The sequence below is a fragment of the Pseudomonas canadensis genome (assembly GCF_000503215.1).
Classification (GTDB): domain Bacteria; phylum Pseudomonadota; class Gammaproteobacteria; order Pseudomonadales; family Pseudomonadaceae; genus Aquipseudomonas; species Aquipseudomonas canadensis.
Window position 1 is genome coordinate 547,963 of sequence record NZ_AYTD01000001.1, and the last position, 17,894, is coordinate 565,856.

The 17,894-nt window shown below is 61.2% G+C and carries 15 protein-coding genes; 4 read left to right on the forward strand and 11 right to left on the reverse strand.

The window, feature by feature from the left end:
• Positions 1–42: 42 nt before the first annotated feature.
• From purD to U367_RS0102415, 11 genes are all read right to left on the reverse strand, one after another.
• Positions 43–1,335 (reverse strand): phosphoribosylamine--glycine ligase, encoded by a 1,293-nt coding sequence (gene purD / locus U367_RS0102365; RefSeq protein ID WP_028615574.1) that lies wholly within the window; start codon positions 1,333–1,335, stop codon positions 43–45.
• 138 nt (positions 1,336–1,473) lie between these two features.
• Positions 1,474–3,081, reverse strand: a complete 1,608-nt coding sequence (gene purH, locus U367_RS0102370; protein WP_028615575.1) for a bifunctional phosphoribosylaminoimidazolecarboxamide formyltransferase/IMP cyclohydrolase — start codon at positions 3,079–3,081, stop codon at positions 1,474–1,476.
• A gap of 82 nt (positions 3,082–3,163) precedes the next feature.
• Positions 3,164–3,484 (reverse strand): DNA-binding transcriptional regulator Fis, encoded by a 321-nt coding sequence (fis, locus tag U367_RS0102375; RefSeq protein ID WP_002555375.1) that lies wholly within the window; start codon positions 3,482–3,484, stop codon positions 3,164–3,166.
• Positions 3,481–4,494, reverse strand: a complete 1,014-nt coding sequence (gene dusB / locus U367_RS0102380) for a tRNA dihydrouridine synthase DusB (RefSeq protein ID WP_016976994.1) — start codon at positions 4,492–4,494, stop codon at positions 3,481–3,483. Before dusB ends, fis begins: the two co-directional genes overlap by 4 nt.
• A 185-nt stretch (positions 4,495–4,679) precedes the next feature.
• Positions 4,680–5,903: a DUF3426 domain-containing protein gene (locus tag U367_RS0102385; protein ID WP_028615576.1), complete on the reverse strand. Its 1,224-nt coding sequence runs from the start codon at positions 5,901–5,903 to the stop codon at positions 4,680–4,682.
• A gap of 30 nt (positions 5,904–5,933) precedes the next feature.
• Positions 5,934–6,812, reverse strand: coding sequence for a 50S ribosomal protein L11 methyltransferase (prmA, locus tag U367_RS0102390; protein ID WP_028615577.1), 879 nt, complete (start codon positions 6,810–6,812; stop codon positions 5,934–5,936).
• Positions 6,813–7,075: 263 nt separating this feature from the next.
• Positions 7,076–8,437 (reverse strand): acetyl-CoA carboxylase biotin carboxylase subunit, encoded by a 1,362-nt coding sequence (accC, locus tag U367_RS0102395; RefSeq protein WP_010213490.1) that lies wholly within the window; start codon positions 8,435–8,437, stop codon positions 7,076–7,078.
• A 17-nt stretch (positions 8,438–8,454) separates the two neighbouring features.
• Complete coding sequence (accB, locus tag U367_RS0102400) at positions 8,455–8,916, reverse strand: acetyl-CoA carboxylase biotin carboxyl carrier protein (protein WP_017136744.1); 462 nt, start codon at positions 8,914–8,916, stop codon at positions 8,455–8,457.
• A 24-nt stretch (positions 8,917–8,940) separates the two neighbouring features.
• Complete coding sequence (gene aroQ / locus U367_RS0102405) at positions 8,941–9,396, reverse strand: type II 3-dehydroquinate dehydratase (protein WP_010213488.1); 456 nt, start codon at positions 9,394–9,396, stop codon at positions 8,941–8,943.
• 253 nt (positions 9,397–9,649) lie between these two features.
• Entirely contained in the window at positions 9,650–11,611 is a 1,962-nt protein-coding gene (locus U367_RS0102410) for a methyl-accepting chemotaxis protein (RefSeq protein ID WP_028615578.1), read from the reverse strand.
• 53 nt (positions 11,612–11,664) lie between these two features.
• Positions 11,665–13,335 (reverse strand): response regulator, encoded by a 1,671-nt coding sequence (locus tag U367_RS0102415; protein ID WP_028615579.1) that lies wholly within the window; start codon positions 13,333–13,335, stop codon positions 11,665–11,667.
• A gap of 388 nt (positions 13,336–13,723) precedes the next feature.
• On the opposite strand from U367_RS0102415, the gene U367_RS0102420 reads away from it, so the two are divergent.
• The 4 genes from U367_RS0102420 (at position 13,724) to speA (ending at position 17,850) form a co-directional block, all read left to right on the forward strand.
• Complete coding sequence (locus U367_RS0102420) at positions 13,724–14,701, forward strand: DUF2333 family protein (RefSeq protein WP_370468598.1); 978 nt, start codon at positions 13,724–13,726, stop codon at positions 14,699–14,701.
• Positions 14,702–14,703: 2 nt separating this feature from the next.
• Positions 14,704–15,240 (forward strand): NUDIX hydrolase, encoded by a 537-nt coding sequence (locus tag U367_RS0102425; RefSeq protein ID WP_028615581.1) that lies wholly within the window; start codon positions 14,704–14,706, stop codon positions 15,238–15,240.
• Between the two features lie 181 nt (positions 15,241–15,421).
• The gene (locus U367_RS0102430) at positions 15,422–15,793 is read left to right on the forward strand and encodes a translation initiation factor Sui1 (RefSeq protein ID WP_025857628.1); all 372 of its coding nucleotides are present in this window, start codon (positions 15,422–15,424) and stop codon (positions 15,791–15,793) included.
• A 143-nt stretch (positions 15,794–15,936) separates the two neighbouring features.
• Complete coding sequence (gene speA / locus U367_RS0102435) at positions 15,937–17,850, forward strand: arginine decarboxylase (protein WP_028615582.1); 1,914 nt, start codon at positions 15,937–15,939, stop codon at positions 17,848–17,850.
• Positions 17,851–17,894: the final 44 nt, after the last annotated feature.

The window sequence follows — 17,894 nt, forward strand, 5'->3', positions numbered from 1 at the left end:
GGCAAGGGCCAGAGGCCCTTGCCTAGCCGAACGGATAGCAGCTTACTGGCTCTCGCCACGCTCCCGCGCAATGGCGCGATAGCCAATGTCCTTGCGGTAGAAGCAGCCATTCCAGTCGATTTTTGCAGCCAGCTTGTAAGCCTGTTGCTGCGCGGCGTCGACGCTGGCGCCCATGGCGGTAGCGCACAACACACGGCCACCGGCGGTCACGACCTGGCCATCCTTGAGCGCAGTGCCCGCATGGAACACTTTGCCTTCCAGCGTAGCAGCCGCGTCGAGACCTTCAATCACGTCGCCCTTGGCGTAGTCAGCAGGGTAGCCACCGGCCGCCAGCACAATACCGACACTCGGACGTGGATCCCACTGGGCTTCCACCTTGTCCAGGGCCTGGGCCAGGGCTGCTTCCACCAGCAGAACCAGGCTCGATTGCAGGCGCAGCATCACCGGTTGGGTTTCCGGGTCGCCGAAGCGGCAGTTGAACTCGATGACTTTCGGGTTACCGGCTTTGTCGATCATCAGGCCGGCATACAGGAAACCGGTGTACACATTGCCTTCGTCGGCCATGCCGCGCACGGTCGGCCAGATCACCAGGTCCATGACGCGCTGGTGCACGTCGGCGGTGACCACCGGGGCAGGGGAGTAGGCACCCATGCCACCGGTGTTCGGGCCGGTGTCACCGTCGCCGACGCGTTTGTGGTCCTGGCTGGTGGCCATTGGCAAGACGTTCTTGCCGTCGACCATCACGATGAAGCTGGCTTCTTCGCCGTCGAGGAATTCCTCGATCACCACGCGTGAACCAGCGTCACCAAAAGCGTTGCCAGCGAGCATGTCGCGCACCGCGTCTTCGGCTTCCTGCAGGGTCATGGCGACGATCACGCCTTTGCCGGCGGCCAGGCCATCGGCTTTGATCACAATCGGCGCACCTTTTTCACGCAGGTAAGCCAGGGCCGGCTCGATCTCGGTGAAGTTCTGGTAGTCGGCGGTCGGGATCTTGTGGCGCGCCAGGAAGTCCTTGGTGAATGCCTTGGAACCTTCCAGCTGGGCCGCGCCAGCGGTTGGGCCGAAGCAATCCAGGCCACGGCTGCGGAACAGGTCCACCACGCCGGCAACCAATGGCACTTCCGGACCGACGATGGTCAGGGATACATTCTTTTCAGCAAAGTCTGCCAACTGCTCAAGGGCCAGCACGTCGATAGCGACGTTCTCGCACTTGGCTTCAGTGGCGGTACCGGCGTTGCCGGGGGCCACGAACACTTTCTGGACGCGCGGGTCCTGGGCAACTTTCCAGGCCAGGGCGTGTTCACGGCCACCGCTGCCAATGATCAAAACATTCATTTCAAAAACCTCGGATGACGCTGAATTCTTGGGAACACCACATTCTGTAGGAGCCGGCTTGCCGGCGATGACGGCCTCTGAATCACTACAAGCTTCAAGGGCCTCATCGCCGGCAAGCCGGCTCCTACAGTCGTGCTTTTAGTGGCGGAAGTGGCGCATACCGGTGAAGACCATAGCGATGCCAGCTTCATCAGCGGCAGCGATGACTTCAGCATCTCGCATCGAGCCACCCGGTTGGATCACGGCGGTAACACCGGCCTTCGCGGCGTTGTCCAGGCCGTCACGGAATGGGAAGAACGCATCGGAAGCCATTACCGAACCCACGACTTGCAAGCCAGCGTGTTCAGCCTTGATCGCGGCGATACGCGCCGAGTTCACGCGGCTCATCTGGCCGGCGCCGACACCAATGGTCTGGCGGTTCTTGGCGTAGACGATGGCGTTGGATTTAACGTACTTGGCCACTTTCCAGGCGAAGATCAGGTCGTTGATCTCTTGCTCGGTCGGCGCGCGTTTGGTCACGACTTTCAGGTCTTGGCTGCCGATCATGCCGATGTCGCGGCTCTGTACCAGCAAGCCGCCGTTGACGCGCTTGTAGTCCCAGGCAGCCGCACGCTCAGCCGACCACTCACCGCAGGCCAACAGGCGTACGTTGGCTTTGGCCGCCACGATAGCGCGGGCTTCTTCGCTGACGCTTGGGGCGATGATCACTTCAACGAACTGACGCTCGACGATCGCCTTGGCGGTCTCGGCATCCAGTTCACGGTTGAAGGCGATGATGCCGCCAAACGCGGATTCGGTGTCGGTGGCGTAGGCCAGTTCGTACGCCTGGCGGATACCGCCTTCAGCGTCCGGGCTGACCGCCACGCCGCACGGGTTGGCGTGCTTGACGATCACGCAGGCCGGCTTGACGAAGCTCTTCACACATTCCAGCGCGGCGTCAGTGTCGGCCACGTTGTTGTAGGACAGCTCTTTGCCTTGCAGCTGGGTCGCGGTGGCGATGCCCACTTCGGCAGGCTTGGCTTCTACGTAGAACGCCGCGCTCTGGTGCGGGTTCTCGCCGTAGCGCATTTCCTGGGCCTTGATGAACTGGCTGTTGAAGGTGCGCGGGAACTGGCTGCGGCCTTCGGTGGACAGTGTTTCAGCAGCCTGGTTAACAGTGCCCATGTAGTTGGCGATCATGCCGTCGTAGGCGGCGGTGTGTTCGAAGGCCTTGAGCATCAGGTCGAAGCGCTGGGCGTAGGTCAGGCCACCGGCCTTCAGGCTTTCCAGCACGTTGGCGTAATCGCTGGCGTTGACCACGATGGCCACGTCTTTGTGGTTCTTGGCCGCCGAGCGCACCATGGTTGGGCCGCCGATATCGATGTTTTCGATGGCGGTCGGCAAGTCGCAGCCTGGCTTGTTGATGGTGGCTTCGAACGGGTAGAGGTTAACGGCCACCAGGTCGATCGGCTTGATGCCGTGTTCGGCCATGATCGCGTCGTCGGTGCCGCGACGGCCGAGGATGCCGCCGTGGATTTTCGGGTGCAGGGTCTTGACCCGACCGTCCATCATTTCTGCGAAACCGGTGTAGCCCGCCACTTCTACTGCGGCCACGCCGTTGTCCTGCAGCAGTTTGAAGGTCCCGCCCGTGGAGAGGATTTCCACGCCCAGGGCTTCCAGCTCCCGGGCAAATTCGAGGATCCCGGTCTTGTCGGAGACACTGATCAAGGCGCGGCGGATCGGCAGGCGGGTAGTCTGGTCGGTCATTTCAATTTCCATCAAAAGCAAAGGAAGTCAGCAAAAAAGGCGACCGTTTTTACGCGGGCGCCTTTCTGGTTTGATTGAATGCTTACAGCAAATCGTATTGCTTGAGCTTTTTGCGCAAGGTGCCACGGTTGAGGCCCAGCAGCTCACTGGCTTTGGTCTGGTTGCCCTTGACGTAGTTCATCACGCTTTCGAGCAAGGGCGCCTCGACTTCGGAGAGCACCAGGTTGTACACGTCCGTGACGGAAGCGCCCTCAAGGTGGGCGAAATAATTGTGCAGCGCCTTCTCGACACTCCCGCGAAGGGTCTGGCCTTCTTCGCTCGGCGTGTTGAGGTGCTGTTTCAAATTGACGTTGTCGCTCACGGGTGTTGTTCCACTCACTAAAGTCTCGGTCATCATCGTCATGCGGCCACCCCCTCTCCGTCCCCTGTCCCCAGGCTCTTGTAACGCTCGCTGAAGAACTCACGAACGTTGGCGCACTGTGCTTCCGTATCATCCAAACGATTGAAGTGGGCGCGAAACTCCCTGGCGCCCGGCAGGGTTGCGAGATACCAGCCGACATGCTTGCGAGCAATGCGTACTCCCATCACGTCCCCATAGAAGGCGTGCAGGGCGGCCAGATGCTCTAGCAGAATACGTTCCACCTCGATCAGCTCCGGTGCCGGCAACACTTCGCCAGTACGCAGAAAATGCTCGATCTCACGAAAAATCCACGGCCGCCCCTGGGCAGCCCGGCCAATCAACAAGCCATCGGCACCAGTCGCGTGCAGCACACGCCGGGCTTTCTCGGCGGAGTCGATATCGCCATTGGCAAACACCGGCATCGACACCGCCTGCTTGATCGCAGCGATGGTGTCGTACTCGGCTTCACCGGTGTAAAGGTCGGCGCGGGTTCGGCCATGCACCGCCAGCGCTGTAATGCCTGCCTGTTCAGCGATCTTCGCCACTGTCAGGCCGTTCTTGTTGTCCCGGTCCCAGCCGGTACGGATCTTCAGGGTGACCGGCACATCCACTGCGGCGACAACGGCCTGCAGGATCTCGGCAACCAATTGCTCATCTTTCAACAGTGCGGAACCGGCGGCCTTGTTGCAGACCTTCTTGGCCGGGCAGCCCATGTTGATGTCGATGATCTGCGCCCCCAACTCCACGTTGGCCCGGGCCGCATCCGCCAGCATCTGTGCATCGCCACCCGCGATCTGTACCGAGCGGGGCTCGGGATCACCTTCGTGGATCATGCGCATCCGCGATTTGCGGGTGTTCCACAAGCTCATGTCGCTGGTGACCATTTCCGAGACTACTAGACCCGCGCCCAATCGCTTGCACAGCTGACGAAAGGGCTGGTCGGTAACCCCCGCCATCGGGGCGAGGATCAAGCCGTTCTGCAATGTATATGGGCCGATGCGTACCGCCGACATAGGACTTCCCTGTTGTGGGGCCGGATCATTAGAGTTCGAAAAAGGGTTGGCATGATACCCGCTCTCGATGACTGGATAAAGGCTGAATTGGATAAAATCTGAACAGTTATTTCTTTATCGCCACCGGTTTGGTCGCGCCCGGGAAAGTCAATAACCTGCCGTCAAATCTCAACCCATGCACCGATTCACTCTGGCGAGTGAAAGCTCAGGCTGTAGTTCACGGCTTTATTGCCCGGATCGAGGATATCCAGCGAGATATGGATCGGGGTCTGCGATGGCATTTCGCTTACTCCGGCCAACTCACCGCTGAGGTATTCGGCGGGTTTGAAGCGACGACTGGCAATCAGGCTGCCGTTCAAATCGGCAAACCGCAGCTCCAGCAGTGGGAAGGGCTGGGAGAAGGTCGCACGGTTGTAGATGATCGCGTCCACCACCAGTGCTCCTGCGAAATCCGGATGGCTGCGCACCACCAGGTTGCTGCTCTTGATGTGGGCGATATCGACCCGTGATGGCACCGTGCAGCCCAGTGTGGGGCACAGTTGCTGGAACCACGGGCGATAGGCGTCCTGGCGGGCCAGTTCGTCGAATTGGTAGGCGATGTACTGGCCTGCGAGACCGGCGGCGGCGATCAGTACCAGCAATAGCCAGATCAGACGACGGCCCAGGCTGGCCGGACGCTTTTGCGCGTAAAGGTGCAGCGGGTCGTCTTCGAGATCCAGCAGTTGGTCGTCTTGCACGCTCGTTTCGGCGCGCGGGCGCTTGCGACGGGCTTTGGGGCGTTCTTCGGGTTCTACGTCATCGGCCGATTGGGTCAGTGGCGTGAACGGCGGTTCGATGTCGTCATCGTCTGGCGTTGAGTGCAGCGGCGGCTCATCGTCGATATCGTCGGTGTGGAACGACATGGACGGTTCTGTGCGCTGCCTCGTCGCAGGTTCGGGTGCGTCTTCAGTGACGTCGATGCGCTCTTCAGGCGGCTCACTGAACAAGCTCGCTGCCCATTTTTCCTCTTCGGCCTTGACCGTGTCGCGGCTGGCGCTGAAGGATTCTTCCTTTTGGCGGCGGTCGATACCGGACTGGCGACGATCTGCACCGATCGGCAACGTGTGCTGAATCTCGCGGCGTTCTAGCTTGGCCAGTTCTTCGTCCAGGTCCAGATTGTCCAGGTCCAGCTCTTCGGCAGTCCACTGCTTCTGGCTGATGGCCCGCGCTGGTTCAGGCGTCAGCTCAACCGGCACGTCTGGCTCAGGTGCGGACGCCTGGTCGCGCTGCTCCAGCAACTGACGAGCGGCATTGAACACTTGCAGGCACGAACCACAGCGCACCACGCCGCGGGCCACGCTCAATTGAGCGTGGTTGACACGAAAGCGTGCTTGGCAATGCGGGCACTGGGTGACGAAACTGTCGGTCATGCGGCCATCCGATTCAGGCAAGCGCTCATTCTAGCGCCGACGACCGCTGATGCGTACCCAGCCATCGCGGTTGGCGATCGGATCCAGCTCGAAATCCTTCGCGTAGGCAGCGGCGACGTCTTCGCCCTGCTCGGCCAGGATGCCCGACAGCGCCAGGCGCCCGCCCGCCTTGACCAGGCTCGACAGCTGCGGCGCCAGCGAAACCAGTGGCCCGGCGAGGATGTTCGCGACCAACACGTCGGCCTGCACTTGGGGCAGTTGCTCCGGCAGGTAAAGCGGGAATTTGCCTTCAGGGATGTTGTTGCGCCCGGCGTTATCGCGGGAGGCTTCCAGCGCTTGGACGTCGATGTCGGTGCCGACGGCTTCTTTGGCGCCCAAGAGCAATGCGGCAATCGCCAGGATCCCAGAGCCGCAACCGAAGTCCAGCACATGGCTGTCGGTCAGGTCCTGGCCGTCCAGCCATTCCAGGCACAGCGCGGTAGTGGGGTGGGTGCCGGTGCCAAACGCGAGGCCCGGGTCCAGCAGCAGGTTGACGGCGTCTGGTTCAGGCGCGGCGTGCCAGCTTGGCACGATCCACAGGCGCTGGCCGAAACGCATCGGCTGGAAGTTGTCCATCCAGCTGCGTTCCCAATCCTGGTCTTCGATGACCTCGCTGTGATGCTCTGGCAGCGGGCCGCCGGTGAGCAATTCCATGTGGGCCAGTACGGCGGCGGCATCGGTGCCGTCCTCGAACAGGGCCAACAAATGGGTGTGGGACCACAGCGGGGTGGTGTTGAGTTCGGGTTCGAAGATTGGCTGGTCTTCGGCGTCCATGAAGGTCACCGACACGGCGCCGACTTCGAGAAACGCGTCTTCGTAGGTTTCGGCTTGTTCTGGGCTGATGGCGAGACGGACTTGCAGCCAAGGCATGGCGGGCACCTTTGAAAAAATGAGTGTGCAGCGGGGTAGGGCTGCGAAAGCGCGCAAGTTTACGCGAGCGGCGGGAGGGGTGTACACATAACAAATGTGGGAGCGGGCTTGCTCGCGAATGCGGTGAGTCAGTGAAGAGTATTTTAGCTTATGCACCGCATTCGCGAGCAAGCCCGCTCCCACAGGGTGATGTATCCATCCAGCAAAACCCAGGGCCCAGAAACAACAAAGCCGCCCGAAGGCGGCCTTGTTGGGTGGAGCACTTACTGGTTGGCCAGCTTGTGTTCCAGGTAGTGAATGTTCACACCACCTTCGCAGAAGCCTTCATCACGGACCAGGTCCCGATGCAGCGGGATGTTGGTCTTGATGCCGTCGACCACGATTTCGTCCAGGGCGTTGCGCATACGGGCCATGGCCTCGTCGCGGGTGGCGCCCCAGGTGATCAGCTTGCCGATCAGCGAGTCGTAGTTGGACGGAACCTTGTAGCCGCTGTACAGGTGCGAATCCACACGTACGCCGTTGCCGCCGGGCGCATGGAAATGCTTGACCAGGCCAGGGCTTGGGATAAAGGTTTTCGGGTCTTCGGCGTTGATGCGGCACTCCAGGGAGTGGCCGTGCATCTTCACGTCGTCCTGGGTGAAGGACAGCGGGTTGCCGGCGGCGATGCTGAGCATCTCCTTGACGATGTCGATGCCGGTGACCATCTCCGACACCGGGTGCTCTACCTGCACACGAGTGTTCATCTCGATGAAGTAGAAACGACCGTTCTCGTACAGGAACTCGAAAGTGCCCGCGCCACGGTAGTTGATGTCGATGCACGCCTTGACGCAACGAGCCAGTACTTCCTGGCGCGCTTTTTCGTCCAGGCCCGGTGCCGGCGCTTCTTCCAGAACCTTCTGGTGACGACGTTGCAGCGAGCAATCGCGGTCGCCCAGGTGGATGGCGTGGCCTTGGCCGTCGGACAGTACTTGCACTTCCACGTGACGTGGGTTGGTCAGGTACTTCTCCAGGTAGACCATCGGGTTGCCGAACCAGGCGCCCGCTTCGGAGCGAGTCTGCTTGGCAGCTTCGATCAGGTCTTCTTCCTTGTGCACCACGCGCATGCCGCGACCACCACCGCCACCGGCGGCCTTGATGATCACGGGGTAGCCGACTTCGCGACCAATGCGCAGAGCGGTTTCCTCGTCTTCCGGCAGCGGGCCGTCGGAACCTGGAACGGTTGGCACGCCAGCCGCGATCATGGCGTCCTTGGCCGACACCTTGTCACCCATCAGGCGAATGGTTTCGGCTTTCGGGCCGATGAAGGCAAACCCGGATTTTTCCACCTGTTCGGCGAAATCGGCGTTTTCCGCGAGGAAGCCGTAGCCAGGGTGGATGCCATCAGCGCCGGTCACTTCCGCGGCCGCGATGATGTTCGAGACTTTCAGGTACGAGTTCGTGGCCAGTGGCGGGCCGATGCAGATGCTTTCGTCCGCCAGTTTCACGTGCATCAATTCGGTATCGGCCGTCGAGTAAACAGCGACGGTCTTGATGCCCTCTTCCTTACAGGCGCGCAGGATACGCAGCGCGATCTCGCCGCGGTTGGCGATCAGGACTTTTTGCAGTTTCTTCGCAGGTTTCAACATCGAAGGCGCTCCGCGGTTCAAACGATGGTGAACAGCGGCTGGTCGTACTCAACCGGCTGACCGTTTTCTACCAGGATGGATTCGATGACGCCGGCTTTTTCAGCGGTGATGTGGTTCATCATCTTCATCGCTTCAACGATGCAGATGGTGTCGCCCACTTTCACGGTTGCGCCGACTTCAACGAAGGCTGGCGAGGTCGGTGCCGGGGTGCGGTAGAACGTACCGACCATTGGCGACTTGACCACGAAACCGTTCAGCGCAGGAGCCGCTGGAGCGGCAGGTGCAGCGGCGGCAGCCGGAGCGGCGGCTGGAGCAGCAGCCGGCGCCGGTGCTTGCATCTGTGGCGCGTAGAACTGCTGGGCCGGGGTCTTGCTGTGGCGGCTGATCCGTACGGACTCTTCGCCTTCCTTGATTTCCAGCTCGTCGATACCGGATTCTTCCAGCAGTTCGATCAGTTTCTTAACTTTACGGATATCCATGAATCATCAACTCCCAAGGGTCGGTCAGGGGCGCTTGGCCGGTTGTTCAAGTTGTTCCAGGGCGGCCTCCAGGGCCAGTCGGTAACCGCTGGCGCCAAGGCCGCAGATCACACCTACCGCTACGTCGGAGAAGTAGGAGTGATGGCGGAAAGCTTCGCGTTTGTGCACGTTCGACAAATGCACTTCGATGAATGGGATGCTCACCGCCAGCAACGCGTCACGTAATGCAACGCTTGTATGTGTAAAAGCGGCGGGATTGATCAGGATAAAGTCCACGCCTTCGCCGCGCGCGGCATGGATGCGATCAATCAATTCGTACTCGGCATTGCTTTGCAGGTAGAGCAGATGGTGGCCGGCTTCACGGGCCCTGCGCTCCAGGTCGAGGTTGATCTGGTCCAGGGTGACTGCCCCGTAGACGCCCGGTTCACGGGTGCCGAGCAGGTTCAGGTTGGGTCCGTGAAGAACCAGTAAGGTCGCCATCGGCTGTTCCTTGTTATTGATGTGGGTACGGCAGAACCCGGCGACTATGCCGCAAAGCCTTTGTGACTGTCCAGTTCTATGCAGTAGGCAGCACGATTAGCGAGGATAGCGCGAAATTTGTGACTGTGAGGCCGGATTCGGTCAGTGTAGGAGCGAGCTTGCTCGCGAAAAACGTCAACGATAACGCGGGGCGTCTGGATTAAAGCGGTGCCTGCGCGTTCTTCGCGAGCAAGCTCGCTCCTACAGTGGGTGTTCAGACGCGAAAGGCCTGCACAGCAGTATTGAGCTGCCCACCTAGCACCAACAGATGCTCACCTTGGCTGCGGCCCTGGCCGATTCGCAGCAAGTTATCTTCACCCAACTGGTGAATCCGCTCGCTGTTGTCGCGAATCTCACTGACGGCGCCACTCTGCTGTGCCGTCACATCGGCGATGCGCACGGCGGTGTCGGAAATGGTCTGGATAGCCTCGACGATTTCATCCAGCGCGCCGTCCGCTGCCTGGGCTTGCTGGGCGGTCGCCTCGGCGTGTTCGACCTGGGCGCGCATGCCTTGCACCGATTGATGGGCGGCGCTTTGCAGACCGGCGATCAAGGTCTGGATTTCTGCGGTGGCGCCGGCGGTGCGCTGGGCCAGGGAGCGGACTTCGTCGGCGACCACGGCAAAGCCACGGCCGGCCTCACCGGCGCGGGCAGCCTCGATGGCGGCGTTAAGGGCGAGCAGGTTGGTCTGGTCGGCAATCGAGCGGATCACCGTCAGCACGCCGCCGATGGTGGCGGATTCTTCCGCGAGTTTTTCGATCATCTGCGCATTCTGCTGCACTTCGCCGACCAGGGCATGCAGCCCGGTCAGGCTCAGGCCGATCACACGTTGGCCTTGCTCCACCGCCTGACCGGCACTGCGACTGGCGCCTGCCGCCTGGCTGGCATCGCCTGCGACTTGCTGGATGGTCGCTTCCAGTTCACCCAGCGAATCACGGATCTGCGCGGTATCCCCGGCCTGGCGTTCGGCGCCGTCATGCAGGCCGCTGCTCAGTTCGGCCAGCGCACGGCTACTGCCGGCGACTTCCTCGGCATTGCCGCGAATCGTACCCACCAAATCCACCAGATAGGCGCGCAGGCGGTTCAAGGAGGCTTCAATGTCGTGCAGCTCGCGGTTGGTCTTACCCAGGGCAATCGGCTGGCTGAAATCACCCTCGGCCCAGGTCGACAAGGCGGGCGCCAGATTGGTCAGCACCCGCGCCAGGCGGCGTTGCAGGGTGTCGATCAGCAGCGCGATCAGCAGGATCAGGCCGATCATTACCCCTTGCATCAGGCGCACTTCGCCCTGGATCTTGCCGTGCTGCGCGCGCACCACGGGCTCCAGGCCGGCGATGGCTTGTTGCACGGTGTCGATCTTCTGGTGGGTCTTGGCGGCCAGGTCGGTGCGTTGCTGGATCTGTTCGCGGGTGCGCTTGAGTTCGGCGGGGTAGCGGGTCAGCAGGCTGTTGAGTTCACGTTTGAGGTCGACGCCAGTGTCCTGGGCTTCGGTTTTTTCGGTGTTCTCCAGGCCCATCAGTGCGGAAAAGTCGTTGGCGCTGGATTCGGCGCTGGCCTTCACGCCCAGCAATGGCAGTTGTTCCAGCGCATCGGCTTGGCTGCGGATGTTGCTGACTTCGCGCTCCACATCATCGGCCAGTTCCGCGCGCCCGCTGCTCACCAGTTTGTCGCGGGCCAGGGACAGTTTGCCCAGGTGCTGCGACGCAGCCAGCAAAGGCGGCAGATAGCGGGCGGCGTCAGGAGTAGTCACGCCGGTGGCGTACTGACTCAATTGCTCCAGGTTCGCACCTAATTCGCGCTCGGCCTGCAGCAACAAGGCTTGCGGGTCGCCGGCCAGCTTGCCGGCCGCCAGCAGGTCAGTCTTGCTGAACGCATCCAGGTCAACCAGGCTCGGGCGCAGGTTTTGCGCGAGGTCCGCCGGCAACTCATCCAGATGCTGCAACAGGTTTTCCAAGCTCTGGCTGGCACTGCTCAAGCGCAGGGCGTCGCCGCTGGCGAGGTAGTCGTCGAAATTACGCGCCGCTTGGTTCTGGAAGGCCTGGGACAGGCCCAGGTAGCGTTCCATCAGCAAATAAGGCCGTTCCAGCGCGCGCTGCGACCACCACAGGGTCGCGCCCAGCGCCAGGCACACGGCCACCAGAAGAAGGGTATTGAGATTGGTCAGCAGCTTCAGGCGCATGCGTGGTTTCAACCGACAGCAAAAGATAAGTGCCTGAAGTTATTGCGTTTTCATTACAAGGTTATGACCGAATCAGTCGATTCTGGTGAAAAGGTGGCACTTTGCTTTGATGTGCGCGCAGCCTGCACGCGGTTACGTCCGGCATCCTTGGCGCGGTACAGCGCCTCGTCGGCCTGGGCCGCCATCATCAGGCTGTCGGAACCGTCGCACAGCTCGACCAACCCGGCGCTGAAGGTACACCACAAATCCTGGGGCTGGGCGGGGTAGTGGATTTCGGCAAAGCGCCCACGGATTTCATCCAGCACTTTGCACGCCGATTCCAGGTCGGTATCCGGCATTACGATGGCGAATTCTTCACCGCCGTAGCGCCCGATATAGTCGGTCTTGCGCAAGCGTTGCTTGAGAAACAGCGCCAGGCTCTTGATCACACGGTCGCCCATGGGGTGGCCGTGGCTGTCGTTGACCCGCTTGAAGTGGTCGATATCCAGCATCGCAAAACTCAGCGGCTTGTTCTCGCGGCGCGCACGAAAGCTGCAGTCTTCGAGCAATTGCAGGATGTGAGTGTGGTTGTACAGGCCGGTCAGGCTGTCGCGCACCATCCGCGCCTTGAGGTTGCGCGCACGCGCCGCGCGATTGCGCACGGTGGTGATCAGGTGGCGCGGCTTGATCGGCTTGGTGAGGAAGTCGTCGCCGCCTTCGCTCATGGCGTCCAGTTGCTTGTCCAGGTCATCCTCGGCTGACAGGTAGATGATCGGCACGCTCACATAACGGTCGTTATGGCGGATGACCTTGGCCAGTTCGGTACCGGTACAGGCTGGCATATACATGTCGAGGATGATCAGGTCGGGCTGGAAATCCGCCAGCTCGGCCATGGCCTGGATCGGCTCGATCAGCGTGCGGGTGACGATGCCGGCGCTGTTGAGCAGGCGCTCGGTGTGCAGCGCCTGGGCCCGCGAGTCGTCGATGATCAGTACTTTATACGGCTCGTATTGGGCGACGCAGGTCAGTACCTCGATCTTCTCCAGCAGGCTCGACGCTTCCAGCGTGCCGGTGAGGAACTCCTGGCCCCCAGCGCGCACGGCGGCCAGGCGGGTGGGGGTATCGGTTTCGTGCAGGCTGAAAAACAGCAGCGGCAGCTTTTGCTCCAGGCCTTCCTGGGCTTCGGCGGCGAGCTTGAGGCCCAGGCCGGCGCCGCAGAAATCCACGTCCATCACAATCGCCGAGGGCAGGCGCTCGGCCATCGACGCGCGAAACGCCGCCACGCTGTCGAGGGATTGGGCGCTCATGCCAAAGAATTCCAGCTGTTTGGCCAGGCGCTCGGCGCGGTCGTGATCGGCCAGCATCACGTAGATCGGCTTGCGCATGGGCGGCAGGAAAGTTTGTTCGAGCTGGTCGCCCTGGCGCAGGCCGGTACGGGACAGGCGCTGCATCAAGCGATTGAGTTCGGTGATCAAGTGGCTGCTCAGGCGGCCACGGTTTTCGTCCACCGCCTTGAGGGATTCACCGATGTGTCGCGCCAACTGGCCGTGTTCCGGCTGTTCAAAACGTTCGGCAAAACGCAGCAGGCGCAAATTGGCCTCGCTGAGTTCGGAGAGGTCGGCGCCGGACCATTCGCTGCGTTGCAGGCGCTGCCAGATCTCAAGAATTTGACGTGCCTGATGAATTACCCGCTGGGCAAAATGCTGCTTGAGGCGCTCACGGCTGGGGTCTTCTGGCTCGGTCATATCCTGACTACTAGTTAGGGTGCATGCTGAGGTCGACTGATGGCTCTATGCTAGCACCTCTTTCCGATAGGATGAGTGTCATACGTCAATAAACTGCGTGCCCGTCGCATTCAGTTGCTGACTGGATGGTCGCGCAGCGTAAAAAGCGTGCATCCTTTATAGTCGAACATGCCCTGTGCGCCAGTTTGGCGAAAAGCCCCGCACGGGTTGGCACGATGGGGTAGGGTTGTGGTCGGAGTGTTTGAACGCACGCCATCAATTCAAGTGCATGAACTCAAGTGATTGAAAGGATATCGCCATGCTGGACTGGAAAAACCGTGCAGGCAGCGCCAAAGGCCCCGCGCCTGAGCCCAAGTCGGCCAACCGCGGCTATTTTCGTACCGTGCTGATGAGCCGCGCCGTGCTCAGCGTGCTCGGCCTGTACCTGTTGGTCACCGGCGCCCTGGGCTGGTACTGGAGCGAAGAGCCGGCGCTGTTTCCGGTGCAGCAGAATGCGCAGTTGGCCGCCGAGAAAGAAGGCAAGCAGATGGTGGTGGGCTACACCACGGTCGAAACCCTCAAGACCGTGGTGGGCACTTTGCTGAACAAACCCGGTGGCTACATTTCCAACGATCGCTTCCCGCCAGGCCTGTGGATGGACAACATGCCGAGCTGGGAATACGGCGTACTGGTGCAGGTGCGCGACCTGACCCGCGCCCTGCGTAAAGACTTCGCCCGCTCGCAGTCGCAGTCAGCCGAAGACGCGGATTTGGCCAAGGCCGAGCCACGCTTCAACTTCGACAACAAGAGCTGGGTGCTGCCGTCCAGTGAGTCGGAATATCAGGAAGGCATCAATTCCCTGAGCCGCTACGAAGCACGCCTGTCCGATCCGAACCAGCGCGGCGCGCTGTTCTATGCACGTGCCGACAACCTGAACAACTGGCTGGGTGACGTCGCCACTCGCCTTGGCTCGCTGTCGCAACGCCTGTCGGCCAGCGTCGGCCGGGTGAAACTGAACACCGCACTGAAAACCGAAGCCTTGGCGCCGGGTGAAGTGCCGCAGGTCGATGAAGAAGTGGTGGAAACCCCATGGATGCAGATCGACAACGTGTTCTACGAAGCCCGTGGCCAGGCTTGGGCGCTGTCGCACCTGCTGCGCGCCATCGAAGTCGACTTTGCCGACGTGCTGGCCAAGAAAAACGCCACCGTCAGCGTGCGCCAGATCATTCGTGAGCTGGAAGCCTCGCAAGAGCCGGTTTGGAGTCCTATGATTCTCAACGGCAGTGGCTTCGGCGTGTTGGCGAACCACTCGCTGGTGATGGCCAACTATATTTCCCGGGCAAACGCTGCAGTGATCGACTTGCGTCAGCTACTCAACCAGGGTTGATGATGGACGCTACTCAAAAGGAGGCCGCACACCGCGCGGCTTCCGATGCTGAACTGATCTGCTGGGTCGACGAGCGGGACACCCTGCTCGGCACCCTCGTCAGGTCCGACCTGCGTCAGCGCGGCCTGATTGGCCGTTGCACTTTTATCTTCCTGTTCAACTCCCGTGGCGAGCTGTGTGTGCATCGGCGCACGCTGAGCAAAGCCATGTATCCAGGGTTCTGGGACACGGCGGCGGGTGGAATGGTAGCGGCGGGTGAATCCTATTCAATATCGGCCGCCCGCGAGCTGGAGGAAGAACTGGGCGTCAGCGGAGTGGAGTTGGTCGAGCACGACCATTTCTATTTCGAGGATGGCGACAGCCGGCTCTGGTGTAAATCCTACTCTGCCGTCTGGGATGGGCCACTGCGCCTGCAGCCGGAAGAGGTCATGGAAGCGCGCTTTTTACCTATCGAAACCGTCCTGCAGGAGGCCGAACAAAAGCCTTACTGCCCGGACGCCCAGGAAGGCTTGCGCCGCTATCTGGCCTCACGTCGCTAAAGTTGCATAAATTGGCGCCATTTGGCTCTTAGCAAGTCGGCTTTTTGTGGTTACACTGCGCGACTTTTCACCCGAACCGCCTTGGCGGTTCGGTAGCGCTGCCCCTGCCTGAGTGGGGCTTCGCGGTCGATAACCTCTTCGAAGGTGTCGATCAGTCTTTGTCCTCCCAAGAGGATTGCCGGTGGCCAAAAAAGCCGCATCCTTCGCCGCCCTTGGTGGCCTGGTATTTTCCACCGACGCAGGTCGACACTGCCCGGACTGTCGTCAGCCCGTGGATTCGTGTACCTGCAAACAGACCCTGATCCCTGAAGGCGACGGTATTGCCCGCGTACGACGCGAGAGCAAGGGCCGTGGCGGCAAGACGGTGACCACCATCACCGGCGTGCCGCTGGCCGAAGACGCGCTGAAGGAACTCGCCACTGCGCTGAAAAAGCGCTGCGGCACTGGTGGTGCGTTGAAAGACGGTGTCATCGAGATCCAGGGCGATCACGTCGAGCTACTGTTGGCCGAGCTGATCAAGCTCGGGTACAAGGCCAAGAAGTCCGGCGGCTGAGAGCCTCTTCCCGACCTGTGTCTAAACTCTGTCCTGCGCGTGGGGTCCTACCTTGCACGCAGGCAAATCGTCATTTTCATTCTTTAGACTGCGCCAGCCTCAACCAGGGGCGGCGCTTTCGCCTTCATTTATAGGGGACTTCGATGTCCGTACGACGCACACGCAAAGACGATGGCAGCCAATGGACAGTTGCGGACAGCCGCAGTGTTTACGGGATTCGCCATTGGGGGGCCGGGTATTTCGCGATCAATGATGCCGGTCGCGTTGAAGTCCGTCCGAACGGCCCGAACAGCACGCCGGTCGACCTTTACGAACAAGTCGACGAGCTGCGCAAGAGCGGCCTGTCGTTGCCGCTGCTGGTGCGCTTCCCTGACATCCTGCAAGACCGTGTACGCCAGCTGACCGGTGCTTTCGACGCCAACATCGAGCGCCTGGAATACCAGAGCAAGTACACCGCGCTGTACCCGATCAAGGTGAACCAGCAGGAAGCGGTGATCGAGAACATCATCGCCACCCAGAACGTGTCGATCGGCCTGGAAGCCGGCTCCAAGCCTGAGCTGCTCGCCGTATTGGCGCTGGCGCCGAAGGGCGGCACCATCGTCTGCAATGGTTACAAGGACCGTGAGTTCATCCGCCTCGCGCTGATGGGCCAGAAACTCGGCCACAACGTGTTCATCGTGATCGAGAAAGAATCCGAAGTTGAACTGGTGATCGAAGAGGCTGCCAGTCTCAAGGTCAAGCCACAGGTCGGCCTGCGCGTACGTTTGTCGTCGCTGGCATCGAGCAAGTGGGCAGACACCGGCGGCGAGAAATCCAAGTTCGGCCTGTCGGCGGCGCAACTGCTGTCCGTGGTCGAGCGCTTCCGCGCGGCCGGTCTGGACCAGGGTATCCGCCTGCTGCACTTCCACATGGGCTCGCAAATCGCCAACCTGGCGGACTACCAGCACGGGTTCAAGGAAGCCATCCGTTACTACGGCGAACTGCGCAACCTCGGCCTGCCGGTGGATCACATCGACGTTGGCGGTGGCCTGGGCGTGGACTACGACGGTACGCACTCGCGTAACGCCAGCTCGATCAACTACGACATGGACGACTATGCAGGCGTGGTCGTGGGCATGCTCAAGGAATTCTGCGACGCGCAGAGCCTGCCGCACCCGAACATCTTCTCCGAAAGCGGCCGTTCCCTGACCGCCCACCACGCCATGCTGGTGGTGCAGGTGACCGACGTCGAGAAACACAACGACGAAATCCCGACCATCGAGAACAAGGAAAGCCTGCCGGAAACCGTGCAATGGCTGGTGGACCTGCTCGGCCCGACCGACATCGAGATGGTCACCGAAACCTACTGGCGCGCCACTCACTATATGAGCGACGTGGCCACCCAGTACGCCGACGGCAAACTGACCCTGGCCGAGAAAGCCCTCGCCGAACAGTGCTACTTCGCCGTGTGCCGCCGCCTGCACAACTCGCTCAAGGCCCGCCAGCGCTCGCACCGCCAGGTGCTGGACGAGCTCAACGACAAGCTGGCCGACAAGTACATCTGCAACTTCTCGGTGTTCCAGAGCCTGCCGGACACCTGGGCCATCGGCCAGGTACTGCCAATCCTGCCGCTGCACCGCCTCGACGAAGAGCCGCTGCGCCGTGCCGTACTGCAAGACCTGACCTGCGACTCCGACGGCAAGATCAAGCAGTACGTCGACGAGCAGTCGATCGAGACCAGCCTGCCGGTGCACGGTTTGAACGAAGGCGAGGACTACCTGCTGGGCATCTTCCTGGTGGGGGCTTACCAGGAAATCCTCGGCGACATGCACAACCTGTTTGGTGACACCGACTCGGTGAACATCTACCAGCGTGAAGACGGTTCGGTGTACAGCGCCGGGATCGAGACCCACGACACCATCGAAGACATGCTGCGCTACGTGCACTTGTCGCCGGAGGAGTTGATGACGCATTACCGTGACAAGTGTGCGAGCGCGAAGATCAGTGCCAGTGAGCGCACGCAGTTCCTGGACGCTTTGCGCCTGGGCTTGACACGGTCTTCGTACCTGTCCTCATAACCGCGTACAACGTGCTCTTTGTGGTGAGCGAGCTTGCCTCGCGC